Raw genomic sequence first — 26,959 nt, forward strand, 5'->3', positions numbered from 1 at the left:
AAATTAATTCCAATGAAAACAAATTCCATTTTAACAAGACCAAATTCCATAACCAATTGGGCAGAAAAATATTCAGAGATTAGAAATCATTCTGTCGAGATTTGCAGATCTCTTGAAATCGAAGATTATGTCGTTCAACCGATTGTAGATGTAAGTCCACCAAAATGGCATTTAGGTCACACGACCTGGTTTTTCGAAACGTTTATTTTGGAACCAAACTTCCCAGAATATCAGGTTTTCGATACTCAATATAATTTCGTTTTCAACAGTTATTATGAAACGATTGGTGCCAGAGTCATTCGTACAGACCGCGGAAATTTAAGCCGACCATCAGTTTCTGATATTTACAAATACAGAAAATATGTCGATGAGCAAATGAATGCTTTTCTCAACAGCGAATATTTAACTGAAGAAATCAAACCTTTACTCGAACTTGGCCTCAATCACGAGCAACAGCACCAGGAATTGTTGTTAACCGATATCAAATATATTTTAGGTCACAATCCACTTTTTCCGGCTTATAAAATTGAAGATATTTCAAAGAAAGAATATTCTGAAAATATTGAAATGATTCAATTCTCTGAAGGTGTTTGCGAAATCGGTTTTGAAGGTGAAGGTTTCAGTTTTGATAATGAATTGGGAAGGCATAAGGTTTATTTGAATGATTTTGAAATCGCAAACCGTTTGGTTTCCAATCAGGAATATCTAGAATTTATGGAAGCTGGAGGTTACGAAGATTTCAGACATTGGCACGCCGAAGGCTGGGATTGGGTGAAACAGAATGAAGCAAAATCTCCTCTGTATTGGCATTTAATTGATGGGAGATGGATGAATTATACTTTTAATGGACTTCAGGAATTAGATTTAAATGATGCCGTTTGTCACATCAATTTTTACGAAGCTTCAGCGTTCGCTTCGTGGAAAGGAATGCGTTTGCCAACCGAAGCGGAATGGGAAGTTGCTTCCAATCATTTGGAATGGGGAAGCCGCTGGGAATGGACGAACTCTGCCTATTTGCCTTACCCTGGATTTAAGAAAGAAGCCGGAGCAGTAGGAGAGTACAACGGAAAATTTATGGTCAATCAAATGGTTTTGCGCGGCGCATCTGTTGCAACGCCAATCGGACACAGCAGAAATACGTACCGTAATTTTTTTCAAACTGGCTTGAAATGGCAGTTCACCGGAATCAGACTTGCTCAATAACTGATTATGATTACAGTAGAATCGGTTTCAAAAAGTTTCAACGGAAAACCAGCAGTGGATGATATTTCTTTTCAGGCAAATGATAATTAAATATTGGTGCTTTTGGGAACGAGTGGTTGTGGAAAAACGACAACTCTGAAAATGATTAACCGATTAATAGAAGGTGATTCGGGAAATATTTTGATTGATGGAAAAAATATCCGTGACCAAAAAGTGGAAGAGCTCAGAATGGGAATCGGTTTTGTGATGCAACATTCAGGATTGTTTCCGCATTATACGATCAAACAAAATATCGCTGTTGTCCCAGAATTATTAAAATGGGACAAACAAAAGATTCAAAAAAGAACAGAAGAGCTTTTACACAAGCTCCATCTTCCCGAAGAAGTACTTTCACGATTTCCCAACGAATTGAGTGGTGGCCAACAGCAAAGAGTAGGGATTGCCCGAGCTCTGATTTCCAATTCACCGATTCTGTTGATGGACGAACCTTTTGGAGCGTTGGATAATATTACAAAAGCTGATATTCATTCGGAATTCAAATCGTTGGAAGAACTTAAAAATAAAACCATTATTCTTGTCACGCACGATGTTCAGGAAGCGTTTGAACTGGGACACAGAATCTGTTTAATGGATAAAGGAAAAATTATTCAGACCGGAACTCCAAAGGAAATGCTGTATCGACCGAAAAACGATTTTGTGAAAAATTTCTTTGCTGAAAACAGATTGCTTTTGGAATATAAAGTCGCACGTTTAAACGATGTCAAATCTTTCATCAATTCAGAAAGTTTCATCAATGAATTTAAATTTACAGAAGACACAAGTGTTTGGAATGCTTTACAAAAATTAAGTTCTGACGAAAAAAATACAAATGCTTACGAAATGTTGATTAAAGCATTCAATGACTACCGAAAATTACAAATTGTATGACGCAGCAAAGTCTTTGGCTGTTCGTCATAGAACAGCACGAAAAATTACAGACCCAAGTTGTGCAACATTTGGGATTGACTTTTCTGTCATTGCTTTTAGCGATTGTAGTTGGTTTGCCTCTAGGAATTTTGATTGCCCGAAAAAGAAAATTGTCAAGTCCAGTTTTAGGTTTTGCAGGAGTTTTACAGACGATTCCAAGTATCGCTTTGTTAGGATTTATGATTCCCGCATTTGGAATTGGGGCAACTCCGGCCATTGTCGCTTTGCTGATTTACGCCCTTTTACCGATTATCAGAAATACTTTCACCGGAATTACGGGCGTCAATCCAACAGTCATTGAAGCTGCCAAAGCAATGGGAATGAACCGGAAACAGTTGCTTTTCAAAGTTGAACTTCCGTTGGCAATGCCTGTGATTATTGCGGGAATTCGCACGGCTGCTGTTATCAACGTTGGTGTGGCAACATTAGCTTCATTTGTAGCGGCCGGCGGTTTGGGTGAATTTATCTTCGGTGGAATTTCTTTGAATAACACCAATATGATTTTGGCAGGTGCTATTCCTGCGGCGTTACTGGCGATTTTACTCGACCAGACGATTGCTGTTCTGCAGAAATCTGGCTATCAGTTTTTAAATAATTTAAAGTACATTATTCCTGTAATTTTACTGGTATTTGGAATTGTTTATTTGATGAATTCCGTTTCAGATAATAAGCTGAAAGCAGGATTTACGTCCGAATTTATGGGAAGACAGGACGGAGATTTAGGTTTGCGCTCCGTTTATGGTTTGAATGTCAATCCTAAAGTCGTTAATGATGCCGTGATGTACAAAGCCGCTTATGAAAATGAGTTGGATTTAATTAGCGGATATTCAACAGACGGTAGAATTAAAGCGTTCGATTTGTATGTTTTGGAGGATGATAAAAAGATTTTTCCACCGTATTATGCTGCACCGATTATCAAGACGAAAACATTGGAGAAATTTCCTGAACTTGAAGAAACTCTGAATCTACTTGCCGGAAAATTTAATGATTCGATAATGACAGATTTGAATTACCGTTCAGATTATCTCAACCAAACGCCTGAAAAAATTGCCAAGGATTTTTTAATGAAAGCCAAATTGTACAGAGTTTCCAGAAACGGAAATTCCGGAACAGTTCGAATCGGTTCAAAGATTTTCGGTGAGCAATATATTCTGACAGAGATTTATAAAATGCTGATTGAAGGCTACACCAATTACAAAGTGGAAACCAAAACTGGATTGGGCGGAACCAAAATCTGTTTTGATGCTTTGATGAATGATGCCATCGATTTCTATCCTGAATATACAGGAACGGGACTTTTAGTTTTATTGAAACCATCAGAAAAAAACATTCAAACTGTTTCGCAAAGTGCCGATAAAACGTATCAATTTGTAGATTCAGAATTCAGAAAACAATACGGAATACAATGGCTGAAACCCCTTGGCTTTAATAATTCTTATGCGTTGATGATGCGCAAAAAACAGGCAAATCAATTGAAGATAAAAAGTATTTCTGACCTCAAAAATATCTTGATTCAAAATAAATGGTAAACAAATATAATTTTGCTGAGATTATCGACAGACGGGGGACGGATTCTGTAAAATGGGATTTGGAGAAAGATGCTGAGGTTTTACCAATGTAGGTTGCAGATAGGGGTTTTAAAACTGCGCCCGAAATTACAGAAGTGCTTCTAAATAAAGTCTCCCAAGGTGTTTTGGGTTGCAATCTTGTTCCGGCGGATTTTTTTTGATTCAATTATTGATTCGTGGAAAAATTCATTATTATAATAGTAAAAAAGGATAACTATATACTTGAGTTTACAAGCTATAACAAAATGAGTTTTTAATTTAATTTACTAAATACTAAGTAACATTTATGAAGTGTAATTATTGGTTTTAATCCGTTCTGACTACGGTACATTCAAGTATATAAACACCATAATTTTATAGCTAATGCCTACTTCGATAAAAGCTCATAAATTTCTTGAATCTCCGAATTCTTGTACTCAGTATAAATATGTACATGAAATTCATTGAGTTTTTTCAAAATTCTCAGAAATTCACTCTTTTCTTCTTTGTCTAGTTTTCCAGATAGAATTTTCGATGTCAGGTTTACTTTTGCTACAGATTCGTGGAAAATTTCTTCTCCTTTTTTAGTGAGATTCAGTCGTTTACTTCGTTTGTCATCTTCATCATTTTTTTCTTCTAAAAAGCCTGCTTCCAAAAGTCTTTTAATAATTTGAGTTCCGGTTTGTTTTTCGTGACCGTTTTTTTCAATCAACTGAATTTTAGTTAAAAAAGGTTCATCTTTCAAACGATATAAATAAGTGAATTCTTCATTCGCCAACTCAGGAAAATCGCCCAAACCTTTTCTGATCAACAGTTTCGAATATCGTCCCAACAAAAGAACTTGCTTACAGATTTCATTTTCGGTAAAAGAAACCTGATGATTTTCATTTTTAAAAAGTTTAGTCGGACATTCATCTGAATATTTTTTATCATTCATCCACAGACGGAAATCATCCACATCAGAATTGGGTTTGTAAGCATCAGAATGTTCAAATTCTTTGACCTTTTGAAGAAGATTGATAAAAAAATCGGTTTGCATAGTTCTAATTTAAGTAAAGATATTGGTTTTTGTTTTTTGAAGACAAATTATAATTTCACACTTCCCATTCCACCGTCGATTCCGATGATTTGTCCGGTGATCCACGATGAATTTTCAGATAATAAAAACTCAACCATTTTTGCGATTTCGTCTGCATTCCCGACTCTTTGCAGAGGATGTCGTTTTCCTGAAGCTTCACGTTTCTCCGGCGTTGAAAGCAATTGCGACGCAAGATGGGTATCGGTCAATGATGGGGCGATAGCATTGACTCTGATTTTTTGAGCAGATAGTTCTGCAGCTAAACTTTTCGTTAAACCTTCAACAGCACTTTTGCTCGCAGAAATCGAGGCGTGAAAAGGCATTCCCAGCTTTGCTGCAACCGAACTGAATAATACAACCGAAGCACTTTCTGATTTCTTTAGATAAGGTAATAATTTTTGAATAACTTTTACTGCTCCTATTACATTAATTTCAAAATCATTCTTAAAATCATCTGCAGAAAGTCTGTTGAAAGGTTTTAGATTAATGCTTCCTGGAGCATAAACCAATCCTTCAATCACATCAGGGAAATTAATTTCATCAAGGTTTCTGTTGAGAATATCGATTTGATGAAACTCAATATTCAATTGCTCGACTTTAGGACTTTGAGTTTTCGAAATTCCAATTACATTATAATTTTCTGATAAAATTTTTGCAGTGGCAAATCCAATTCCCTGTCCGCAACCGATGATGACTATATTTTTCATTTGTTAATTTTAATTTATTTTTAAAAATCTAAAATTTCATGGGAGCATTCGTGACATTTAATTACCGTTTCGAAATTTTATTATGACTGATTGTTCGTTGTCTTGTACATTTAAATCTATTAATTTCGGAATTTCTTTTCATCAAATGTTTCTGACTGACTCCCGAATTTACTCTTTTTCTCCAAAGTCTGAAGCTTGATGGTTTTAGTTCTGTTCTCATTACTTCAATCACATCAGATTCAGTGATTCCGAATTGAAATTCTATTGCCTCAAATGGCGTTCGATCTTCCCAAGCCATTTCAATAATTCGGTCAGTTTGCTCTAGATTAAATTGTTTCAGCATTGTTCTTTTTGTTTTTCCGGCATCTTTCACTGCAATATTTAACTTCGTCCCAGTTTTTCTTCCATTTTTTTCTCCAATTAAAAGGCAATCCGCAAACCACGCAAATCTTTAAAGGTAAGTTGGAAGGCATTTTATTGAATTAAATTTTTGTACTGATTGATCACGATATTTTTGGCTTTCAGATCGTGCATCATGTTGTACAAACCAAAAAATGTTCTGTTCAGATAAATAAAATGTTTTGATCCTCTATTGGTATTCATTCCTTTCATATTGCTGAGTTTCGCATATCGTTGTCCAAGATCTGCAATTTCCTGAAAGAATGTTTCATCAGAAAAATCAAAAATTTCTGTGTTGAATGGTCTTGTGAAAAGCTCCAGCAATTCATAGTATAGCTTTGTGAAAAATGCGTGTTCTTGTGGAGAATCATCTGAACGCAAAATCTCTAGCTGAAATAGTTTTTCTCGGAAAAGATCAGGATTATTTAGATTTTGTCTTTTTGCCAACTCAAAATACGGTTTGTAAAAATCGTTAGGAATTTCTTTGATACATCCAAAATCGATAACCAATAACTTTTTATCATCTGAAATAAGGAAATTTCCGGGATGCGGATCTGCGTGCACTTTCTTCAGGATGTGCATTTGATACATATAAAAATCCCAAAGCGTTTGCCCTATTTTGTTCAAATCTTCCTGAGAATTGTTCAGTTTTGTGAATTCAGAAAAATGTTTCCCGTTCATCCAATCCATTGTGATGATTCTTTCACACGAAAATTCAGGATAATATTTCGGAAAGTCAAGATTCGGAAGATGGCTACATTTTTCCGAGATATCCTGACTTCTTTTCAGTTCAAGATCATAATCAGTTTCTTCAAAAAGTTTATTTTCTACTTCCTGAAAATAAGATTCTGAACCTTCTTTTTTGATATTGAACATCTTCATCGCAATTGGTTTTACCATTTTCAAATCGCTGGAAATGCTTTCTCTCACTCCGGGATATTGAATTTTGACGGCAAAATTTTGATCACCTTTTTTAGCTTTATGAACCTGACCAATACTTGCCGCATTCACAGATTCCGTTGTAAAGTCGTCAAAAATTTCTTCCGGATTTTTACCAAAATATTTTCTGAAAGTTTTTTTAACCAAAGCTCCCGAAAGTGGCGGAACGGAAAATTGCGATAATGAAAATTTTTCAACATAAGCCTGCGGAAGAATATTTTTCTCCATGCTCAGCATCTGCGCAACTTTTAAAGCTGAACCTTTCAGTTCTTTCAAAGAGTCATAAATGTCGGAAGCATTATCTTCATTTAAAGTCTTCAACGCTTCGTGTTCGTTTTTGTCTTTCGTAATTTTATTACCGTAATATTTGATGTAATTAACGCCAACTTTTGCACCCGCTTTCAGCAAACTGCTCGTCCTTTCTAATTTCCCTGTTGGTATTTTATTAAGTGTTTTCATTTAACTTTTTCTAAATTTTTCTTTGAATAAGAACTTCCCTAGATCTACAACTTTTCTCAACGGTTCATTATCCATCAGTTCGAATCCTGTATCAATCGTTTTTTCGATGAAAATGTCTGTCTTTTCAAATGATGGCGAAGTGTCTTTTTTCCAAAATTCGATGGCAGAAACCAAATGCAGCCAAAGTGCTTCTTCACGGGCTTTTTCGTGAAAATTTTTGATGTCATCTTTAGCTTTTTTGATTATTTTCCAATCATTAAAATCTAAAGTTTTGACGAAATCACGATGCGCTTCTTTTAATTGATTTGAAATTTTCGCAGAATGTAATTTGTCATTTCCAAGAATTATCAGAACCAAAGATCTGTTCATCGTCATATTTTCGAAAAAGATAAAATAGACGTTCAGTAATTTTTCTTTTGAAGTAATTTCGTTTGAACTGTTGACTTCAGAAGCCAATTCCAGAGATTTATCAAAAAGATTCACCAGCATCATTTTTTCAATCTGTTCAAAACTCGAAAAATAATCGTAAAAATCTTTCTCTTCAAATTCATTGTCTTTGGCAAAACGGTAAATGTTTTTCGGTCTTTCACCGTGATTTAAAATGTAATCACCGTACAGTTCAAATATCTTATCTTGTGTAATCAGAATATCTCTTTCCATTATTAAATTTTATTTACAACAAATTTAGTAATTAATTTTACTAATTAAATAAATAAAGTATAGATTTGTACTATATAAATGATTTAAATTATAACAAATGCTCAAAGTACAAGCTCAATCTAATATACCGACAGATTTTGGAATGTTTACAGTATATGCATTTTCTGAAAATGAAAATGACTGGAGTCCTCATTTGGTTTGGGTTGCGGAGAAAACTGATTTTAATGAAACTGTAAATGTGCGTTTCCATTCAGAATGCATCACCGGAGAAGTTTTTCATTCCAGAAAGTGTGAATGTGGGCAACAATTGGATGCTGCAATGGAATTTACTTCAGAAAACGGTGGAATCATTATTTACCTTAGACAGGAAGGAAGAAATATAGGAATTATCAATAAACTTAAAGCGTATGCACTGCAAGAGCAGGGTTTTGATACGGTAGAAGCCAATCTGAAACTAGGTTTGCCGGCAGACGGTAGAGATTTTGGTGTCGCCATAGAAATTTTAAAAATTCTTAATATCTCAACCGTAAATCTTCTGACCAATAATCCTGAGAAATTAAAATCTCTTGATAATAGCGGTATTTTGTTAAACAAAAGAATTCCGCTGGAAATTGATTCTAACGCTACCAATGAGTCTTACCTTATCAAAAAGAAAGATTATTTCGGACATTTTTTAGAAAAGGTATAGTTTTCTCATTGGATGTGAGAAATTCTGACCATCAATCAAATTCATCATTATGAAAAAAATACTGCTTACAGGAGCTACAGGATATATTGGGAAAAGAATGATCAGCGTGATTACCGAGCAAGGCTACAAGGCTGTTTGCTGCAGTCGTGATGTCAGCCGTTTTTCGAAGCCTGCAGGAATTAAAGATGATCTGATAGAAGTTATTGAAGTCGATTTTCTGAAAGAGGAAACTTTGAAGAATATTCCTGATGATATATCGGGAGCTTATTATCTTATGCATTCAATGAGTTCAAGTGATGATTATGAAGAATCTGAAAAAATTTGTGCTCAGAATTTTGTTTCTGCAATCGAAAAAACGCATTGCGAACATATCATTTACTTGTCCGGATTGGTCAATCAGAAAGAATTATCAAAGCACCTGAATTCGAGATTTAATGTCGAGAAAATATTGATTGAATGTAAAATTCCGACAACTGTTTTACGGGCAGGAATAATCATTGGCTCGGGTAGTGCTTCATTTGAAATTGTCCGTGATCTCGTGGAAAAGCTTCCCGTAATGATCACTCCAAAATGGCTGGAAACAAAATGCCAACCGATTGGAATCGCCAATGTTCTGGATTTTCTGATTTTCACCTTATTTAAAAAAGAAACCTACCACAAAAGTTTCGACATCGGTTGTGATGATGTTTTAACTTATAAAGAAATTCTTTTAGGTTACGCTAAAGTGCGAGGTTTAAAAAGAAGCATTTTCATTTTACCGGTAATGACACCGAAATTATCATCCTATTGGCTGTATTTTATTACTTCGACCACTTATAGTTTGGCAAGTTCACTCGTCGGAAGTATGAAGATTGAAGTCATTTGCAAGCAAGAGAGTCTTGACGAAATTAAGAAAATAACAGGCGTTCATCCATTAAGTTATAAAGAGGCTTTGCAAAGAACGATGGCAAAAATTCAGGCTAATGAAATACGTTCCAGCTGGAAAGACAGTTTTATCAGCAGCAGAAATGATTCTTCGCTTAAAGAATATATTGAAGTTCCTCATTTCGGATGTTTCAAAGATATAAGAAGTTATGAATACGATGATCGTGAAAAATGCCTAGACAGAGTTTTTGGCTTAGGTGGCAATAATGGTTGGTACGGACAAAGTCTTTGGAAAATAAGAGGTTATATGGATGTTATGGTGGGTGGTCCCGGCTTGAGAAGAGGCAGAACACATCCGACTCTTTTACATGAGGGTGATGCACTGGATTTTTGGCGCGTGATTTATGCCAACAGAGATGAAGGGAAATTGATTCTCTTTGCTGAAATGAAATTACCTGGAGAAGCTTGGCTAATGTTCAAATTATATAGAGGGAAACTTTGGCAGAAAGCGGTTTTCCGGCCGAAAGGATTGTGGGGGAGACTATATTGGTATTCAGTTTTGCCATTTCACGGAATTATTTTTAAGGGGATGGTAAGAAGATTAGCTGATAATTCTTTAAAATAGATTTTTTAGTCTCATAAAATATTTTCTGCTGCTAGCTAATTCAAGTCTTCTACAAAAGTGTACGAGAAATGAACCTCTGTGGTCACTTATGGGTAATTTTTTAAAATTTTCTGCTATTCTGAACAAGGAGAATGTAAAATAAAGTCACAGAAATTTTTTGATTTAAAATTAGGTATCATAAAAGCACATATATCAGCTTTGATATTACCAGAAGTTGTTTCCGTTTTGTGCTCAAATCCATTAAAAAAATGTTGGAATAATTTTGTTTTTAAAATCATTTCGTGGGAATGCTTTTAATATTTCCTCTCTGTGTTTTGAAGTTAAATGTTCATAACCTTCTCCCATAAGATTCAAGCCAACACCTGAATAAATCAAAGCTACCTCATTCTCTTTGTGTTATGCAATAGCGATGGTGGTATGTAAAGCAATAGTATTACAAACCAGTTGCAATTTCTCCTTTGGTAATCCGTGACTTCCTAAAAATTCTCTTGCTGCATTGGCTCCGTCTACTTCAAATCTAAGATTCTTACTGCTTATAGTTCGATACGAGACCTAAATCGTGAAATACAGAAGCGACTACAATAACTCTGTATCGCGATCTAAATTATTGCTTTGATCCCTATGTTTACAAAGTCCTGTCGATAATCAGCCGGAGCCATTGACTGAATTGTTCTGAAGTAGAGCTCGTATGAAATTTATTTTACAGGTTTTGAGCTAAACTGTAAAAACCTTTTTGCTTCTGCTGTAATCTGTCCGTTGATAATTTCTTTTGCGTTTTTGTTACTGCATCTTTTGCAGATTTCACTTATAAAATGCTTAGCTCTGTTCACATACAGATGCTATAGGTTTCAATTGATCTGTTTTTTCGTTTTCTGTAATGTTTTTCGGGAAGGTCACAAAGCTCAGAATAAACGTTACTGTCAACAACAGAATGCTTACCCATAAAACATAATGAATTCCGTAATAAGCACTTACTAGTCCTCCGAGAAATGCACCTAATGAAATTCCAATATTAAAGGAGGAAGTCAGTAAACTATTTACAAATTCTAATGCATGATGGGGAACAGATTGTGTTGTTCGGATATTTGAAACCAAAAATCCCCCAGTATGTATCATTCCCCACAGGGATACAATGATGACCATAGGAATATAGTTTCCTCCAAGATAGTAGGCGAGTATCTGTACCGTCACTAAGAGGATTAAAAATATTCTTGCAGTCAAGAGCACATTGCGATTCAATGCTATTCCCATGAGCCAATTACCTAAAGTGCCCATACAACCGAAAAGGAGTAGCATTATACTGATTTGTGCACCATCCATTTTGGTAATCTGTTCAAGGTAAGCAGTAAGGTAGGTATAACTGGCAAACATTGCTGCTAATGTGGCTATGGTAGAAATCAGATTGAGCCATAACAGAGGACTTTTCAAAACCGTTACCTGATTCCTGGTGGATATTGCAGGATCTGCCGGTATAGAAGGTATAAAGAGGAGCAGGCCAATAAAAGCAATCAAACTTATAGAGCTACTAAGGAAAAATGATGCCTGCCAACTATGAAAGAGATCTACTGCATAAGTTGTTAAGGGAATACCGAGTACTGTGGCTAAGCTTAATCCCAACATTACTGTAGACACCCCTTTTGCTCCTTTTTCCTTGAATGCAATTGCAATAGAAATATTCCAGAATAAGGGATGTAATATCGCTGGCAAAATTCGTGCAACCATAAGCATCGTGAAATTGGTGGAAAATGCAGAGAGTAAGTTGGATAAAACAAATATACTCATGACTAGACATAGCAAGAGTTTTCGGTTTATTTTGGTTGTTAATGACGTGATAAAGGGGGAAGAAACTGCGACAGTTATCGCAAAGGCACTAAGTAGCCAACCCGCTGTATCGAGAGATACACCGAATTGCCGACTAAGAGTCGGTAGAATGCCGATTATCCCAAATTCAGTGGTAATAATGCCAAAGGCTCCGAGTGCTAAAATGTAGATTGAAGTTTTCATTAATGCATAAAATTATGATGTAGCAAATTTGAACAGAAAATTTGTAAAAAATCAGTATATTTTAATGATAATTGAGTATTTTTACCATATGAGAAGAGAGAATATAGATCAGTTGGTAAAAGTAGAATACCATCAGGCGGCCAGCTGTCCCTTAAAAGATAGCCAGTACTCCTTTTTCCAAATTATATGTGTAATCTCTGGAAGAGGATTTCTTAAGATAAACAACAATATTGCTTCTTATGGTAAAGGCAGCCTGATTCTGCTTACACCAAATGACCAACACAATCTGGAAATTATTGAAACTACGGAGCTTTTGCTCGTGAAGTTCAGTGAACGTTATATAAAGGAATACAAGTGGAATAGTATTAATTCTATGGAATGTCTACTATATGGTGCTTCCTTTTTGTCTGGGTGTATTTTACAGAATAAACCTGATATCGTTTTGGTTGATTCGATCGTAGCTTCACTGCTCCACGGCCTAAATCATCCAGACCTATACCACGAGGAGCTGACCTTACATTACGTAAATGCATTGATCGTGATCGCTGCAAGGAATATTTCAAAGATGAGAGCTGAGTATGTTACTTCCGGTACTGATAAAAGAGTAGTTGATATTATTGACTATATCCAGGGAAACATCCATGATCCAGCAGTGCTGAAGGTTTCTGTGATATCTCGGAAATTTGGCTTTTCAGACACCTATCTTGGCAGTTACTTTAAAAAGCAATGCGGGGAAACTATCCAGCAATATATATTGAATTATAAAATGAGATTGATTGAACATCGGCTCTTATTTAGTGATATGAGGGTCAATGAAATTGTAACTGAGTTTGGTTTTTCAGATGAAAGCCATCTGAATAAGTTTTTTAAAAAACGACATCATATGAGCTTGACGGAATTCAAAAAGATGAAAGGATATAAAGCAATGGTATAAATATCACGCAACTTATAACCTTGGAAATTTACTCATCTTTGTTCTTGTTATGGAGTTTGGTTAATGCATTTTTACTTTTATCCTCCTTTATACCCACTGATCTTCCGTCAAATCGTATTTATTTTCTGTGTGAAGGCTTACGCTAATGCAGTTTAATTTACTGAAAAAGAGTTTTAGAAATTCTTAGTTTAAATTTAAATACAGTTCTCACCACTTGAGATTACTTGAATTGACTTATAAAGTTTCTGTCAAAATTTATTTCTCCACTATCGAAATTAGTTTTACCATCATCTCAATTACTCCTTTTTTTTGCAGAGGAATAACATTGCTTACAATTGTATAACCTTCTACAAATGGAATAAGAAAACTTACAATTTCATGGGGTTTTTGACAGAATGTGGAGACCAAATCTATCATCCACAAGCAGTACGTCTTGTAATAAGTTTCTACAGCATCCTGCAGTTCTTTATTTCTTGCTGCCAAAGTCCATATTTCCTGAAACATTAAGGTCTGATTGCTTGATCTTCCATCTATCAACAACATATTCAATATCTTTTCCAGAAAAACATTTTTATCCGGTGCGTTGTTAACACTCAAAATTTTAATAGCCTGAGAAAGTTCTTTCTTGCAACTTTCAAAGTAAAATTCTACAGTGGCGATCAAAAGCAGGTTTTTATCCTTATAATAATACTGAAGATTGCTTAAAGACAAATTGGCATTTTTTGCTACTTTCCTCATAGAGAGATTTTCTGCTCCTTCCTTGGTAAGTAAATCTATCGTTGTTGCTAAAATCTTGTTTAAACGCTCCTCTTTTTTGTCCATGCGGTAAATTTAAAAATAAAATATTAAAGTAGTGTTTGTTTAGGTCAAATGACCTATATTTGTATTAGGTCATTTGACCTAATTTAACATTTAAAATATTTTTCATGGAATTACAAGAAAAAAGAATCTTAATCATTGGCGGTTATGGCCAAGTGGGAAGCAACATAGCACGTCTCATCAGAAAAGCTGACAGTACCATTGAATTCATTCTAGCAGGTAGAAACCCTCAGAATGGCGAAGTGCTTGCAAAGGAATTAACTAATGCTGAAACCGCCTATATCAATCTTGAGGAAGGTTTTACTTTAGCTCAATTTCTAAAAATTGACCTTATCATATCTGCATTGGGTGACCACAGCAATATCTTAAGGGAAACTGCTATTTTAAATGGTATTGCCTGTATTACGGTAAGCGAACTGGCTGATCAGATTTCTCCTACGGCGTTTCTGAGCCTGCATAAAACAATAGCGGCTCCGATTGTTTTTGCCGGACATTGGCAGGCAGGATTGTTGACTCTTGTGGTTAAGCAGCTGGTAGAAAAATTCAGCCATATTACAACTGTAGAAACGGCCGGATTATATGATGAGAAAGATCCCGTGGGACCATTGGTTACAGACGAGGTAACAGGTTTTGTAGGCCGGGCACTGATACGTCAGGCTGGAAAATGGCTGCATGTAGAATCTAAAGCTAATACAAGATTAATTAATCTGTACGATGATTCATCGGCGGTGGGTTATCCAATGGGTACTCTTGATGTTCCCAGTATCGCTGCATTTACTGGTGCCGGAAATATCCGATTTGATTTCATTGTCGGTGATTCAATAGGCAGTGGTAAGGGGTTGGAAGCTTCGCATGATCTGTATATTGAAATTGAAGGTGTCTTATTATCCGGTGAAAAGAAGAAGCTTCGCACGGTAGTTTACGGATCAAAGGGAAATTCTCATCTCACTGCTGTAGGTATATATTTGATTACAGAAAAGATATTAGGTCTAAACGGAAAATCCGAGCAGAAGACAGGAGGCCTGTATCTTCCTGAAACTATTGTTGCAGAAGACAATATCATCAAACGTTTATCAGGATTCGGAATTCACACCATTGAAGATATCGGTTAGAATCTAATCTAAAATTTATTCAATTTAGCTTTTAATATGAAAAAAACATTAATCATAATCTCACTTTTGCTTTTAGCATTCAACGTTAATGCACAAGCAAAAAATAATAATCTAAAACAACAGAAAAATATGAACAACACAACAATCCTGCACACAGCCAATGAATATGTATCAAAAGGCGATTATGAAAGTTTTTTAGCTTACTGCACCTCTGATACGAAATGGGTATTTGTGGGCGAGCGTATCCTTCATTGTAAAGAAGAGGTTCGGGCCTATATGAAAGAATTTTATATTGAACCACCGGTATTTGATGTGGAATTGGCTATCGAAGACGGGGATTTTGTCACGGTAACGGGTAACATAAGATTAAAAAATAAGATGGGGAATTACGAACATTTTAATTACTGTGATATCTGGCGATTCGAAGATGGAAAAATTGCGGAGCTGAAAGCATTTGTGATAGAAAAGAATTAAGGGTTAACTTTATTAAAAGCTGCTTCTATGTTTAGCTAAAAAGGTTTTTTTGAATTATTTATCTGTAAGTCATTTGTAACAACTCAATATTTTTTTAAGAAAAATTTAGCATTTAAACAGTTACCACATGGTACGGCTCTTGAAAAAAGATAAATACACTAGCAAAAAATATTTTATTATGGACAACAGTAAAACAGTATCAACTTTAAATGATTTATTAAACATTACGAACGACAGAATCAAAGGATTCAGCAAAGTAGAAGACAAAGTATGGGAGACGTATTCACCGTTAAAAATGATTATGATCAAATGGTGAGAGAATCTCAAACGATGAAATCTGAACTGATAGCACTAATCAGTGAAAGTGGAGGTGAAGTGGATGATACTTCCACAACTGCCGGAGCATTACACAGAACTTGGATTGATGTTAAAAATGCATTTGGCGGTGATAATGCTGAATCAACATTGGAAAATGTGGTTTTTGGAGAAAATGCAGCGATTGACGCATATGAAGAGGCACTCTAAGATGGAAATTTATGTCCTCAAAGCACAGCGGTTGTTGCTCGTCAATTAGAACAGTTAAAATCATCTTATACAAAATTTGAAACACTTAATACAAGTGTAGATTAGTAATATAGTTATTATTTGATTGACTCCTAAAAGCGAAAGTTTTTAGGAGTTTTTGCTTACAATTAAATGCAATCAATAATTTCGTAGTTAGCCTTTGTGTACGTTTCGTCATCTTGCTTTGCTAAAACTTCAATATCACCTTATCCTATTTCATCTTTGGGAATTTCAATAAAATAATTCTCTGCTTTTTCGTTCTGACTGAAATGTTCTTTTGTAAAATCTATAAACTGCATAATAGTAATGTATTTGGTCTAGAGCTAACTAAGCAAATACTGTACAAAAGTTTTTATTAATTGATGTGGAAATCATAGTATCCTCCGAAATTTACTACTCTACCAATATATTTTACCCTCTATGATTATAGATGGGAGTTTTTTGTTTTTTAGAACAATAAATAATTTTAAAATTTAACTTATATTTAGATATCTAAAATTCCTAGATGCTGGAAAATTTTGAATTTTATCTTTTTTTGGTTCTGCTTATAACTTTGCTCATTATGCTGGCTAAGAAAATTCAGGTTGCATATCCGGTTTTACTGGTATTAGCGGGACTTCTCATCAGTTTTATCCCTGGTGTGCCACCTGTCAAAATAGAACCCGAATTATTATTCATTATTTTTTTACCCCCTTTGCTCTATGAAGCTGCATGGTCAACCTCCTGGAAAGAACTTTGGCGATGGCGCAGGATTATTTTCAGCTTTGCTTTTGTGGTCGTTTTTTTTACTGCGTTGTCAGTGGCTGTTTTCGCAAATTATTTTATTCCCGGATTTTCCTTAGCTCTGGGTTTTTTATTAGGGGGAATTGTTTCTCCACCAGACGCAGTGAGTGCTGGGGCAATTTTAAAATTTGTAAAAGTGCCGAAAAGACTGGCCTCAATTCTCGAAGGTGAAAGTTTGCTCAATGATGCTTCTTCTTTGATCATTTTCAGATTTGCAATGATTGCTGCTGCTACCGGACAATTTGTTTGGCACGAAGCAGCAGGAAGTTTTATATGGATGTGTTTTGGTGGTGTGGGAATCGGACTTGTTATTGCGTATATTTTTATGAAAATGCACAAAATTTTACCTACCGATTCAAATATTGATATTCTATTGACTTTTATTGCGCCCTTTTCAATGTATTTGGCAGCAGAACAACTACATGCATCCGGAGTTTTGGCGGTTGTAACCGGTGGATTATTTCTTTCTTATCGCAGTCATGATTTTTTAAGCAGTGCATCAAGAATACGTACGGTAACAGTTTGGGAAAGTTTTTGCTTTTTGTTAAATGGGATTGTATTCATGCTCATCGGCTTAGATTTGCCAGAAATTGTTTCCGGATTGGGTGATACAGATATATTCACTGCAATCGGTTATGGAATAGCAGTTACTGTTGTCCTGATTATCGTAAGAATATTTGCGGGCTACGCAGCGGTGATTACAACTTTAATTATGAGAAATTTTATCACTGTTGCAGATGCAGAATCACCCGGCTGGCAAACGCCCATGATTATCGGTTGGACTGGAATGAGGGGCGTAGTTTCTTTGGCGGCAGCGCTTTCCATTCCCTTGACCTTAGATGACGGAACTCCGTTCCCACAAAGAAATATGATACTCTTCATCACCTTTATTGTCATTCTTTTAACACTACTTCTTCAGGGGCTAACACTTCCTATTTTACTTAGGAGGTTTCCTCCAATTGACCGGGACTTTATAAAAAGTGAGAAAGAGATAGATTACGAAATTCAAAACAGTCTGGCTGCAGTGGCGATTGCTAAAATTCGCAGCGATTATGCTCACAAGATAGAAAGTTTCCCGGCATTAAAAGATCAATTACAGAAATATGAAAACCAATTGAGCAGTTCTGAAATTATTCTTAATTTTGATGAATACAGAAATATTTATATTGACATTCTCGAAACTCAAAGAAGTTGGCTGATCAATAAAAACCGTGAGGAACTTTTGTTAGATGAAGAAATAATCAGAAAACATCTTCGGCTGCTTGATCTTCAGGAGGAAAGATTGAATATGAAAAGCTAGGACTTTGCTACAAATAGTTTTGAGACCTTTTAATTTTTTTTTCAGAATAAAATCTTTGGAACTGTTGAACATTCTATTTTGCCTTTATAAACCTTTAGAAACTTACTGATTCAATGGGAAATGATAGATGTATTTTATTCTATGGCTTAATCAGTATTTTAAACCAATAATAATATTCTTGCAATATTACTATACCATCTTTATAGGTTACAATAATTTGCTTTCAAAATATCATTATAAAGAAAGAGTTTTCTTCACGCAATATCACTGGAATTTTTCAAAAAACATCGTTTATATTTAATTTAACTATTTCATGTGCTGGAATTTTTTTAGTTATATCCAAAATACTTTCAATAATTATAAGAGTATGAAAAATAGAGATCTCACTGTAGAATACATAGCAAACAAAACTGAAATTTCAAGTCTGAGTTATTGGCAATCTTTTTGCTGAAAAAATTCATCATACACTTTGAAGGTTTACAGGAAATCGTATTTGAAATTGAATAAAAAAACAGATAATCATAATTTATAGTAAGTAATAGAATGATACATTCCTTTTTAATGATAGGCCAATCAAATATGGCAGGACGCGGTTTATTAAATGACGTAGTTCCTATTTATGATGAGCATATAAAAATGCTTCGAAACGGAAGATGGCAAACGATGGTTGAACCTATAAATTATGACCGTCCTACTGCGGGAATAGGACTTGCAGCTTCCTTTGCAGAAGCTTGGCTCTTAAAAAATGACTCTGCTGAAATTGGTTTGATTCCTTGTGCAGATGGAGGAACGAGTTTAGAGGATTGGGCAATAGATGGATTGCTTTTTGAAATTGCAGTTACGCAAGCAAAACTGGCTCAAAGAACAAGTATATTGAACGGTATCCTTTGGCATCAAGGTGAAAATGATTCAACTCCTAATAATGCGAATCGTTATGGTGAAAAATTTTCGGTAATTGTAAAGACCCTTAGAGATAAGCTCAATGTGCCCACTGTTCCAATTATCTTGGGCGGACTCGGTGATTTTTTAACACAAGGTAACTTTGGTTCTTACTTCTCAGAATATCACATTGTCAATAAGGCTTTGCAGGATTTCGCAGAATCAAATGCGGATTGTTATTTTGTTTCTGCTTCTGGACTTACCGCCAATCCTGATTTGATACATTTTGATGCTGTTTCACAGAGGAAACTTGGCATCAGATATTTTGATGCTTTTAATGAACGTAAAAATGTAAAATGACCTTCGACCGCATAATAAATTACTCTTGTAAGAAATATTTAAAACAAGGAACAAGCGATAAAACGAGCAGTTGAAACAATCTTTGCTTTAATACGATGCAGGTTTATACATTAACTCAAAATAGTATGAACTCATAAGATTATCGAATCCGAAAAACTAAAACCTTTGGTCAACAAAGTTTTCTAATTGTCGGAAGTCGACAGGACCCACAGCTTACTGAAAACCAAAATGGGTGATGAAGATTTCTATGGAAAGTGGAATTGAGATCGAAAATGATATCCCCTTATCTCAAACATTACTTGTTTAAATTTATCTTCATTCATATATATCTGATTTTTAGTTGGACGTTTTGGCAATATCTGTCAGATTACATAAGGAAATAGATATTGGATATTATGACTTCATTATTTCATCGGTATTCTGATCATGTGTAACAACACCATAATGCACCACTGTGTTTCATCATTGGTGGATGCAGTGGAGGGTTTCAGGGGCATTTTGATGCGGATGAAATGGATTACAGGCTAATAATTTTTTGAATAGATACGCAGGGTAGCGATCAAAATATTTTGTAATTATTCATTAATAAAACTTTATGAAAAATTAATTCACTATTATAAATAAATTAATTTGTTCCGAAATGTAATTTTCAGCTATATTGTGATCGATTTGATATATTATCTTTTCTGCATGCAAAAGTTCAATTAAATTTCTTTATAGACACTATATTATATATGAATAATTATCCGGTACCTGCTAATGAGGAAGGAAGAATCAAAAAGCTGGCGTATTTCGATCTGTTAGATTTAGCAAAAGATCCGCAATTAGACATTTTTGCAGAAACGGCATGCCTAATTGCGGATTGCCCGGCCTCTCTGATAGCAATGATGGAAAGCGAAACTCAGGTCATTCAAAGTTGCATAGGGATGTCCTTGGATTTTGTTGAAAGAAAAAATACGGTATGCCAATATTCTATTGAAAGTGGAAATGTGGTTGTGATTCAGGATACATTATTAGACGGGCGTTCATCCGAAAATCCACTAATAAAAGATGGTGGAATCCGCTTTTATGCTGGTGTTCCATTGATTGATGATGAAGGTTTTGCTTTGGGAACACTTTGTGTTATTGATTATAAGCCTAAAGTATTATCAGAGAACCAGATAGCTACATTAAAAAAAATAGGAGTGGTTGTTACAAACCATTTGGTCAGTAAGAGAAAAAACATACAGGCAGAATACTTCGAGCAGACCTTTAGTATTTCTAACAACCTGATCTGTGTTTTAGATAATAATTTAAGATTAAAGGAAGTAAATCCATCTTTCGAAAAAGCTTTTGGACTTACTAAAGTACAGGCAATTAGTCAAAAATTTAGCACGATTATATCAGATGAAGCTTTTTCCGATTCATTACTTTTAGAAAAATTTAATGATGGAGATCAGGAGTTTGCATTTACCTCTTCTACTGTTGCTGATAATTCAACTCCGATTACTGTAGAATGGTACATGAAAAAGAACGATGATCACTCCGAAATCTTCTGTTTTGGCGTTAATATTACGAATCGTTTAGAAGAACAGTTAAAACTAGAAAGTTCTGAACGTCGTTTCAGAAGCTTTTTCGAAAATGCAATAGGACTCATGAGTATGCACGATATGGAAGGCAATATTCTTGCAGTAAATGAAAAGGGAAGGGAAACTTTAAAATACTCTAATAATGAAGTAAAAGGATTAAATCTAAAAGACTTGGTTCCAGAAAAAAACCATGATCTCTTGGAGCAATATTTGCAGAAGATCGGTTCTCATACTGAAGATGTCGGAAATATGATACTTCAGACAAAAGAAAAGGAAGAGTTAATCTGGATGTATCACAACATTGTTGAAATTGATACAAAAGGAGAACCATATGTTATAAGTACTGCTTTGAACATTACTGATAAAGTAGCTTTAGAAAGAGATTTATTACATACAAAAAAAGTACTTGAACAGACAAATTTAGTAGCTCAGGTAGGAGGATGGGAAGTCAATTTTGAAACAAATTCTGTATTTTGGTCACAACCTTGTAAAGAAATCCATAAAACTGACCCTTCATTTCAACCTGATCTTGAAACCGCTTTAGATTTTTACGAGGAAGACAGTAGAAAAAAGCTACAATATGTATTTGAAAAAGCTGTTAATGAGGGTGTTCCGTATGATGAAGAGTTACAGCTGATACGAAAAGATGGCGTGATGATCTGGGTAAGAGTAAAAGGAATTCCAGAGTTTGAAGAAGGGGTATGTAAAAAAGTATTCGGTATTATACAGGATATAGATGGCTTCAAGAATATCTATCTTGAGTTAGCTAAAAAAGAGGCCATGTTACAGTCATTTGTAACTTACGTTCCCACCGCCGTAGCAATGTTTGATAAAGATCTTAATTATCTTTCTATAAGCAGCAGCTGGAAAAATGAATTTCAGATGAAGGATCGTGAGCTTATTGGAGAGAATATTTTTGCTATTTTTCCCAATGTAAGTGATGAAAGGAAGGAAATATACGATAATGCTTTGAAAGGCAAAACTTACAGCAATAAAGACTTTACTGTCGCAATCCCAAACAAAGAAGAATTACAGCATTTTAATTTTAATGTTAGCCCCTGGTATCTTTCGAATGAGATTATTGGTGGTGTTATTGTGTCTGCACAAAATATTACCGATTCTGTGAGAATAAATGAGGAGCTAAAAAATGCAAAACAGATGGCAGATATTGCCAACAAAACCAAGTCTGAATTTTTAGCCAATATGAGTCATGAGATAAGAACTCCGCTGAACGGCGTCATCGGGTTTTCTGATCTTCTGCTTCAAACTCCGTTAAATGAGATACAAACGCAGTATCTCAATTACATTAATGAGTCTGGCGAAAACCTTCTGAATATCATTAATGACATCCTTGATTTCTCTAAAATTGAATCAGGAAAAATGGAACTTTTGATAGAGAAAGCCAATGTGTATGACATGGTGAGCCAGGTTATCAATGCAGTTCTTTATCAGTCTCAGAAAAAAAATATCGAACTTCTTTTGAATATTGAACCAGGGTTACCTAAAACAATCTGGCTTGATGAAACACGATTGAAGCAGATTTTGATCAACCTTCTTGGGAATGCTGTGAAATTTACAGAACAAGGTGAGATTGAGCTTAAAGTTGAAAAACTGAATTTAGACGATAAAAATATAAAGTTGAGATTCTCAGTAAGAGATACAGGAATTGGTATTCCCTTAGAAAAACAGCAGCATATCTTTAATGCTTTCACTCAGGAAAACAGTTCTATCAGCAAGCGTTATGGTGGAACAGGGCTCGGACTTACCATTTCAAATACCATTTTGAAATATATGGGAAGTAATCTTACTTTGGTAAGTGAACTTGAGAAAGGTTCTGTTTTCTATTTTGATATTGAGATTCCTTTTGAAATTTCTGATCAAAGCGAAGATGAAATACTGAAAATCAATAAGGTACTAATTGTTGACGATAATGAAGCAAACAGGGTTATTCTCCAGCACATGCTTGCTTACAAAAATATAGATTCTAAGCTCGCTGCCAACGGAATGGAAGCTCTTCAGATGCTTTTAGCCGGCGAGCGTTTCGATATTATTCTGGTAGATTACCACATGCCGATTATATCAGGCTTAGAAACAATTGAAAAAATAAAGCAGCTATTTAATGAAAAAAGTGAGGCATCGCCTCTCGTTATTCTTCATACATCTTCTGAAGAGCATGACGTTATCAATTCATTCAGAAAGGAAGAAAGCTCCTATTTTCTGTTAAAACCTATTAAATCTGAAGAATTATACAAGACGTTACGACGTGCAGTTAAAAGTTCAGAAAAAGAATTGGCTGCCGCTAAACCGGTGCAGAAAGAAGAATATTTCCCACTAATGACTTCTCCTAACGTTTTGCTTGTCGATGATAATCCGGTTAACATGGTTCTGAATAACAGAATGATGAAATCACTGATTCAGGATGCTAACCTAACAGAAGCAACGGATGGTTTACAGGCTTTAGAACAATGTCGTAATCAGTTTTTTGATATCGTTTTAATGGATGTACAGATGCCAGTAATGAACGGGATTGAAGCTACAAAACAGATTCGTCTGTTGCCGGAATATTCTGCCGTTCCGATTATTGGTGTTACCGCAGGAAATGTTTTAGGTGAAAAAGAAAAATGTCTGAGTTCGGGAATGAATGATTTCCTTCCAAAACCTCTTAGACAAAACGATCTTTTAGAAATACTGAAAAAATATATTGGCACTGGTATTCAGGAATTGTCTGAAATTTTACCACATCCTGAAGGATATTTGGATATGAATCTTCTGAGCGAGCAGATGGGTGACGATGATGATTTTAAAGTAATATTTTTAAACTTAGTGATTCAGGAGCTTGATCAAGCTAAAGAAAATATAAAATCAGCGGTGAAAGAAAAAAATACCGAAGAGCTAAAGAAAATTGTTCACAAGCTGAGAGGAACTGCTGGAACTGCTGGCTTAATTATGCTCACAGAACAAACTTCCAATTGGGAGAAACGCATTGAAGAAAACATGGACTATAATGCTATGGAGCACGATATAGTACATGAAATAACGGTAGGATTACAATTGATAAAAGATTTAGTATAAATAAATAATAAGACTATAGTAATTCTAATTGCTGAAGACGACGAACTTATTTTAAAAACATATGTATCAAAAGGGGATTACGAAAGTTTTTTAGCATACTGCACCTAAAGTTAATAAAGATGCTTACTACAGGAAGAGAAATAATATCTCTACAAACAAAGATGTTCGTAAACTTCAACAAATGGCTGTTTAATTATAAGGAAGCTATTCCTTTCAAAGATTATCAGAGTGAATCAATGTTTTTCTTTAAGCTAAGGAACTGATAAAGCGAAGACTTTAAGAGGAGATTATATTCTTGATGGAATTAAATTTTCAATGTCAATTCTAATTAAAGTTTCCCAAAAAAGCAGAAATAGTTGCATTGATACAATTTCATACTACGATTAAATATCCTGCTAACTAGGATGAGTTTCTTAGAAAATTATATGTAGTTATAAGATACTGATTGATACATTAATTTCTATTTTAAAATATATAATCGACTAATAATCATATTTTTGTGTTTTTTTTGATTTTATAGAGTTAAAATTTATCGGTATGTTGCATCGTATGGTGAACAAAGTTTTATTTCTCTCATTTTTCAATTTTCCTTTAATGATGTTGGAACTCATTTGTTACCAAACATCAATAATACATGATTTACTTGTGGTAAAATTAAGTTATCCTTTTCTTGTTCTATTTTCATACTAATGACAAAGCTACATCAGCTTTTTCAGCAAATTGTTGCTGTTTAAGATTGTTGCGGATGGTGAAACATTTATTGCTAAAAAAATAGCAACAAAGCATTTGGTCATTTCAAATAATGGTATTAGATTTGATTTAACCAATTATCACAGAACTATTAAATTAGAATAACAGCATTTATTTTACACCAATTTTAAATTTATTCTATTATGAAAAAACAAATCTTCATCGCCATGCTATCTCTAATAGCAGTAGGAACTCATCAGGTTCAGGCACAACATTCAGACCATGTGGGTACATCAGTCAATATTAATTTAGCAGATATTATTTCAATCGACGAAGGAAGTGTTGCTTCAGGAGGCGTTGTAGATTTTAATTATGTGAATACAACAGATTATAATTCTTCAAAAAGTGTAACGGTACCCAATAGTTTAGTCATAAATTCCTCCAAAAATTTCGATGTAAAAATAAAATCAGAGGGCGCAAATTTTGTAAGTGGCGCAAACCTTATTCCTGTAGATGTATTACAGGTAAAAGCGATATCGGGAGGAAGCTTAATGGGAACTATGAATGAGGTAACTTTATCTACAAATGATCAGATGCTTGTAAGTAACGCAAGTTTAGGTTCAAAACAAATTTTAAATATTGCTTATTCTATTTCGGCAGAAAAAGCATCAAAGGTTCTTCTAGGAAAACCAAAAGGAACATATACGCAAACAGTAACTTATACTGCGACTGCATTGTAATTAAAAAGAATAATTATTTATAAAAGCCCTCAACATGTAAATGTTGAGGGCTTTTCATTGAAATAAACCGTGTAGTTATTTTACTACATGAACTTCCATTTTCCACTACAAAGAAACTTTTATCGCCGCTGTAGATTTGTAGTGTTCAAAAGGAGAACAATTAAATAAAAATAAAAAATTAAATATTACTATCATGACAAAACAATTCGCAATCGCAGCCTTAACTATTGGAGCAATCGTATTAGGAACTAACAATGTTCAGGCTCAAAATACAACCGCAACAACAACAGTAAACATTACCCTGAACGATGTGATCTCTATCGACGCCGGAAGTACAGCAATTGGTAATACGGTTGATTTTAACTATGTTACTGCAGCAGACTATAACTCTGATCAAACGATTACTAAAGCCAACTCTTTGAAAGTTACTTCAACGAAGAACTTTAACGTTAAAGTAAAAGCAGGGGGTGCTAATTTCATGAATGGAGTTAACTTAATCCCTGTAAATGTTTTGACGATCAAAGCTGCTGCAGCTGCCGGAACAATGGGCGGAACAAAAAGCGCTGTAGTTTTATCTGCAACTGATCAAACTTTAGTTACAAATGCTCCACTAGGAAGTGCATTGACGTTGAATTTGGATTACACGATTCCTGCAGCGAAATCATCTTCTGCCGACATTTTAGGTAAACCAGCCGGAACTTATACGCAGACAGTTACGTATACTGCGACAGCTTTATAATAATTTTTTTCATATTAATATTTGTGATTTGGTGTTTCGAAGGCTTCCTACAGGAGGCCTTTGATTTTGAATGTATTGATAGCGATATAGAGAAAATTCAAAATCCGGGAATAAGTATCTATCAGCTGTAAGGTAAAATCTATGTTTTTGGACATTTAAATCTAATTAATACATACACCAAACATTCAGTAAATTTATTAAGTCGTTTTATATCTTTTTTAAAGTTATCAAATCTCAAAAACGATGATAACAAGTTTACCAACCTATAAATATTTTTTGTGAAAACCTAAAGAAAACTTATAAGCAAACAGTTACGTATACTGCAACAGCTTTATAATAAAAACACAGCAATTATATATACGCCCTCATCACTTTCTAGTGTTGAGGGCTTTTCTATTTAAGCGAAATGAATAAACCGTGTAGTTATTTTACTACATCAACTTCCATTTTCAACTACAAAGAAACTTTTATCGCTGCCGTAGATTTGTAGTGTTCAAAAGAAACAATTAAATAAAAATTAAATATTACTATCATGACAAAACAATTTGCAATCGCAGCCTTAACTATTGGAGCAATCGTATTAGGAACTAACAATGTTCAGGCTCAAAATACAACCGCAACAACAACAGTAAACATTACCCTGAACGATGTGATCTCTATCGACGCCGGAAGTACAGCAATTGGTAATACGGTTGATTTTAACTATGTTACTGCAGCAGACTATAACTCTGATCAAACGATTACTAAAGCCAACTCTTTGAAAGTTACTTCAACGAAGAACTTTAA

Annotated in this window: 23 protein-coding genes and 1 pseudogene; 16 read left to right on the forward strand and 8 right to left on the reverse strand. The window is 34.7% G+C overall.

The window, feature by feature from the left end:
• Positions 1–12: 12 nt before the first annotated feature.
• From egtB to MQX03_RS08595, 3 genes are all read left to right on the forward strand, one after another.
• Entirely contained in the window at positions 13–1,203 is a 1,191-nt protein-coding gene (gene egtB, locus MQX03_RS08585; RefSeq protein WP_242802561.1) for an ergothioneine biosynthesis protein EgtB, read from the forward strand.
• A 96-nt stretch (positions 1,204–1,299) separates the two neighbouring features.
• The gene (locus tag MQX03_RS08590) at positions 1,300–2,130 is read left to right on the forward strand and encodes an ABC transporter ATP-binding protein (RefSeq protein ID WP_317224566.1); all 831 of its coding nucleotides are present in this window, start codon (positions 1,300–1,302) and stop codon (positions 2,128–2,130) included.
• The gene (locus MQX03_RS08595; RefSeq protein ID WP_242802563.1) at positions 2,127–3,698 is read left to right on the forward strand and encodes an ABC transporter permease/substrate-binding protein; all 1,572 of its coding nucleotides are present in this window, start codon (positions 2,127–2,129) and stop codon (positions 3,696–3,698) included. The genes MQX03_RS08590 and MQX03_RS08595 overlap by 4 nt, the downstream gene beginning before the upstream one ends.
• Positions 3,699–4,104: 406 nt before the next feature.
• Here MQX03_RS08595 and MQX03_RS08600 read toward each other — a convergent pair whose 3' ends face one another.
• From MQX03_RS08600 to MQX03_RS08625, 6 genes are all read right to left on the reverse strand, one after another.
• A complete protein-coding gene (locus MQX03_RS08600) occupies positions 4,105–4,755 on the reverse strand; it encodes a MarR family winged helix-turn-helix transcriptional regulator (RefSeq protein WP_242802564.1) in 651 nt (216 codons plus the stop codon).
• A gap of 47 nt (positions 4,756–4,802) precedes the next feature.
• Positions 4,803–5,501, reverse strand: coding sequence for an SDR family NAD(P)-dependent oxidoreductase (locus MQX03_RS08605; RefSeq protein WP_242802565.1), 699 nt, complete (start codon positions 5,499–5,501; stop codon positions 4,803–4,805).
• 61 nt (positions 5,502–5,562) lie between these two features.
• Positions 5,563–5,844 (reverse strand): TIGR03643 family protein, encoded by a 282-nt coding sequence (locus tag MQX03_RS08610; protein WP_242802566.1) that lies wholly within the window; start codon positions 5,842–5,844, stop codon positions 5,563–5,565.
• Positions 5,828–5,974: a DUF2256 domain-containing protein gene (locus MQX03_RS08615; protein WP_242802567.1), complete on the reverse strand. Its 147-nt coding sequence runs from the start codon at positions 5,972–5,974 to the stop codon at positions 5,828–5,830. Before MQX03_RS08615 ends, MQX03_RS08610 begins: the two co-directional genes overlap by 17 nt.
• Before the next feature lies 1 nt (position 5,975).
• The gene (locus MQX03_RS08620; protein WP_242802568.1) at positions 5,976–7,298 is read right to left on the reverse strand and encodes an ABC1 kinase family protein; all 1,323 of its coding nucleotides are present in this window, start codon (positions 7,296–7,298) and stop codon (positions 5,976–5,978) included.
• The gene (locus MQX03_RS08625; protein ID WP_242802569.1) at positions 7,299–7,958 is read right to left on the reverse strand and encodes a TetR family transcriptional regulator C-terminal domain-containing protein; all 660 of its coding nucleotides are present in this window, start codon (positions 7,956–7,958) and stop codon (positions 7,299–7,301) included.
• 97 nt (positions 7,959–8,055) lie between these two features.
• Here MQX03_RS08625 and ribA point away from each other — a divergent pair, with 97 nt between their 5' ends.
• Both ribA and MQX03_RS08635 read left to right on the forward strand, forming a co-directional pair.
• Positions 8,056–8,646, forward strand: coding sequence for a GTP cyclohydrolase II (gene ribA / locus MQX03_RS08630; RefSeq protein ID WP_242802570.1), 591 nt, complete (start codon positions 8,056–8,058; stop codon positions 8,644–8,646).
• Between the two features lie 49 nt (positions 8,647–8,695).
• The gene (locus MQX03_RS08635; protein ID WP_242802571.1) at positions 8,696–10,135 is read left to right on the forward strand and encodes an SDR family oxidoreductase; all 1,440 of its coding nucleotides are present in this window, start codon (positions 8,696–8,698) and stop codon (positions 10,133–10,135) included.
• Positions 10,136–10,951: 816 nt separating this feature from the next.
• On the opposite strand, the gene MQX03_RS08640 is transcribed toward MQX03_RS08635, so the two are convergent.
• Positions 10,952–12,139, reverse strand: a complete 1,188-nt coding sequence (locus MQX03_RS08640; RefSeq protein WP_242802572.1) for an MFS transporter — start codon at positions 12,137–12,139, stop codon at positions 10,952–10,954.
• A gap of 88 nt (positions 12,140–12,227) precedes the next feature.
• Here MQX03_RS08640 and MQX03_RS08645 point away from each other — a divergent pair, with 88 nt between their 5' ends.
• Positions 12,228–13,073 (forward strand): AraC family transcriptional regulator, encoded by an 846-nt coding sequence (locus MQX03_RS08645; RefSeq protein ID WP_242802573.1) that lies wholly within the window; start codon positions 12,228–12,230, stop codon positions 13,071–13,073.
• Between the two features lie 255 nt (positions 13,074–13,328).
• Here the strand turns inward: MQX03_RS08645 and MQX03_RS08650 are convergent, their stop codons facing one another.
• Positions 13,329–13,895, reverse strand: a complete 567-nt coding sequence (locus MQX03_RS08650) for a TetR/AcrR family transcriptional regulator (protein ID WP_242802574.1) — start codon at positions 13,893–13,895, stop codon at positions 13,329–13,331.
• Positions 13,896–13,999: 104 nt separating this feature from the next.
• Here MQX03_RS08650 and MQX03_RS08655 point away from each other — a divergent pair, with 104 nt between their 5' ends.
• The 10 genes and pseudogenes from MQX03_RS08655 to MQX03_RS08700 all read left to right on the forward strand — a co-directional run.
• Positions 14,000–15,004: a Rossmann-fold NAD(P)-binding domain-containing protein gene (locus tag MQX03_RS08655; RefSeq protein WP_262916920.1), complete on the forward strand. Its 1,005-nt coding sequence runs from the start codon at positions 14,000–14,002 to the stop codon at positions 15,002–15,004.
• 36 nt (positions 15,005–15,040) lie between these two features.
• Positions 15,041–15,478 carry a nuclear transport factor 2 family protein gene (locus MQX03_RS08660; protein ID WP_242802576.1) on the forward strand — a complete coding sequence of 146 codons (438 nt, stop codon included), beginning with the start codon at positions 15,041–15,043 and terminating at the stop codon, positions 15,476–15,478.
• Between the two features lie 178 nt (positions 15,479–15,656).
• Positions 15,657–15,794, forward strand: a complete 138-nt coding sequence (locus MQX03_RS08665) for a hypothetical protein (protein WP_242802577.1) — start codon at positions 15,657–15,659, stop codon at positions 15,792–15,794.
• Positions 15,749–16,003, forward strand: coding sequence for a DUF2383 domain-containing protein (locus MQX03_RS08670; protein ID WP_242802578.1), 255 nt, complete (start codon positions 15,749–15,751; stop codon positions 16,001–16,003). The genes MQX03_RS08665 and MQX03_RS08670 overlap by 46 nt, the downstream gene beginning before the upstream one ends.
• Before the next feature lie 544 nt (positions 16,004–16,547).
• Positions 16,548–18,125 carry a Na+/H+ antiporter gene (locus tag MQX03_RS08675; protein WP_242802579.1) on the forward strand — a complete coding sequence of 526 codons (1,578 nt, stop codon included), beginning with the start codon at positions 16,548–16,550 and terminating at the stop codon, positions 18,123–18,125.
• 561 nt (positions 18,126–18,686) lie between these two features.
• On the forward strand, positions 18,687–19,364 hold the full coding sequence (locus tag MQX03_RS08680) for a sialate O-acetylesterase (RefSeq protein WP_262916921.1): 678 nt from the start codon (positions 18,687–18,689) through the stop codon (positions 19,362–19,364).
• Positions 19,365–20,098: 734 nt separating this feature from the next.
• Positions 20,099–24,004, forward strand: a complete 3,906-nt coding sequence (locus MQX03_RS08685) for a response regulator (RefSeq protein WP_242802581.1) — start codon at positions 20,099–20,101, stop codon at positions 24,002–24,004.
• 893 nt (positions 24,005–24,897) lie between these two features.
• Positions 24,898–25,434 (forward strand): peptidoglycan-binding protein LysM, encoded by a 537-nt coding sequence (locus MQX03_RS08690; protein WP_242802582.1) that lies wholly within the window; start codon positions 24,898–24,900, stop codon positions 25,432–25,434.
• 193 nt (positions 25,435–25,627) lie between these two features.
• The gene (locus MQX03_RS08695; RefSeq protein ID WP_229984310.1) at positions 25,628–26,173 is read left to right on the forward strand and encodes a peptidoglycan-binding protein LysM; all 546 of its coding nucleotides are present in this window, start codon (positions 25,628–25,630) and stop codon (positions 26,171–26,173) included.
• A 532-nt stretch (positions 26,174–26,705) separates the two neighbouring features.
• A pseudogene (locus tag MQX03_RS08700) lies at positions 26,706–26,959 on the forward strand (peptidoglycan-binding protein LysM); the annotation flags it as partial.

Source organism: Chryseobacterium aahli (assembly GCF_022699665.1).
Classification (GTDB): Bacteria; Bacteroidota; Bacteroidia; order Flavobacteriales; family Weeksellaceae; genus Chryseobacterium; species Chryseobacterium aahli.

What these genes read in the sequence shown, in the direction of transcription:
- egtB (WP_242802561.1), top strand. Translation starts at nt 13, where the DNA reads ATGAAAACAAATTCCATTTTAACAAGACCAAATTCCATAACCAATTGG.
- MQX03_RS08595 (WP_242802563.1), top strand. Translation starts at nt 2,127, where the DNA reads ATGACGCAGCAAAGTCTTTGGCTGTTCGTCATAGAACAGCACGAAAAA.
- MQX03_RS08600 (WP_242802564.1), bottom strand. Translation starts at nt 4,755, where the DNA reads ATGCAAACCGATTTTTTTATCAATCTTCTTCAAAAGGTCAAAGAATTT.
- MQX03_RS08605 (WP_242802565.1), bottom strand. Translation starts at nt 5,501, where the DNA reads ATGAAAAATATAGTCATCATCGGTTGCGGACAGGGAATTGGATTTGCC.
- MQX03_RS08610 (WP_242802566.1), bottom strand. Translation starts at nt 5,844, where the DNA reads ATGCTGAAACAATTTAATCTAGAGCAAACTGACCGAATTATTGAAATG.
- MQX03_RS08615 (WP_242802567.1), bottom strand. Translation starts at nt 5,974, where the DNA reads ATGCCTTCCAACTTACCTTTAAAGATTTGCGTGGTTTGCGGATTGCCT.
- MQX03_RS08620 (WP_242802568.1), bottom strand. Translation starts at nt 7,298, where the DNA reads ATGAAAACACTTAATAAAATACCAACAGGGAAATTAGAAAGGACGAGC.
- MQX03_RS08625 (WP_242802569.1), bottom strand. Translation starts at nt 7,958, where the DNA reads ATGGAAAGAGATATTCTGATTACACAAGATAAGATATTTGAACTGTAC.
- ribA (WP_242802570.1), top strand. Translation starts at nt 8,056, where the DNA reads ATGCTCAAAGTACAAGCTCAATCTAATATACCGACAGATTTTGGAATG.
- MQX03_RS08635 (WP_242802571.1), top strand. Translation starts at nt 8,696, where the DNA reads ATGAAAAAAATACTGCTTACAGGAGCTACAGGATATATTGGGAAAAGA.
- MQX03_RS08640 (WP_242802572.1), bottom strand. Translation starts at nt 12,139, where the DNA reads ATGAAAACTTCAATCTACATTTTAGCACTCGGAGCCTTTGGCATTATT.
- MQX03_RS08645 (WP_242802573.1), top strand. Translation starts at nt 12,228, where the DNA reads ATGAGAAGAGAGAATATAGATCAGTTGGTAAAAGTAGAATACCATCAG.
- MQX03_RS08650 (WP_242802574.1), bottom strand. Translation starts at nt 13,895, where the DNA reads ATGGACAAAAAAGAGGAGCGTTTAAACAAGATTTTAGCAACAACGATA.
- MQX03_RS08655 (WP_262916920.1), top strand. Translation starts at nt 14,000, where the DNA reads ATGGAATTACAAGAAAAAAGAATCTTAATCATTGGCGGTTATGGCCAA.
- MQX03_RS08660 (WP_242802576.1), top strand. Translation starts at nt 15,041, where the DNA reads ATGAAAAAAACATTAATCATAATCTCACTTTTGCTTTTAGCATTCAAC.
- MQX03_RS08665 (WP_242802577.1), top strand. Translation starts at nt 15,657, where the DNA reads ATGGACAACAGTAAAACAGTATCAACTTTAAATGATTTATTAAACATT.
- MQX03_RS08670 (WP_242802578.1), top strand. Translation starts at nt 15,749, where the DNA reads ATGGGAGACGTATTCACCGTTAAAAATGATTATGATCAAATGGTGAGA.
- MQX03_RS08675 (WP_242802579.1), top strand. Translation starts at nt 16,548, where the DNA reads ATGCTGGAAAATTTTGAATTTTATCTTTTTTTGGTTCTGCTTATAACT.
- MQX03_RS08680 (WP_262916921.1), top strand. Translation starts at nt 18,687, where the DNA reads ATGATAGGCCAATCAAATATGGCAGGACGCGGTTTATTAAATGACGTA.
- MQX03_RS08685 (WP_242802581.1), top strand. Translation starts at nt 20,099, where the DNA reads ATGAATAATTATCCGGTACCTGCTAATGAGGAAGGAAGAATCAAAAAG.
- MQX03_RS08690 (WP_242802582.1), top strand. Translation starts at nt 24,898, where the DNA reads ATGAAAAAACAAATCTTCATCGCCATGCTATCTCTAATAGCAGTAGGA.
- MQX03_RS08695 (WP_229984310.1), top strand. Translation starts at nt 25,628, where the DNA reads ATGACAAAACAATTCGCAATCGCAGCCTTAACTATTGGAGCAATCGTA.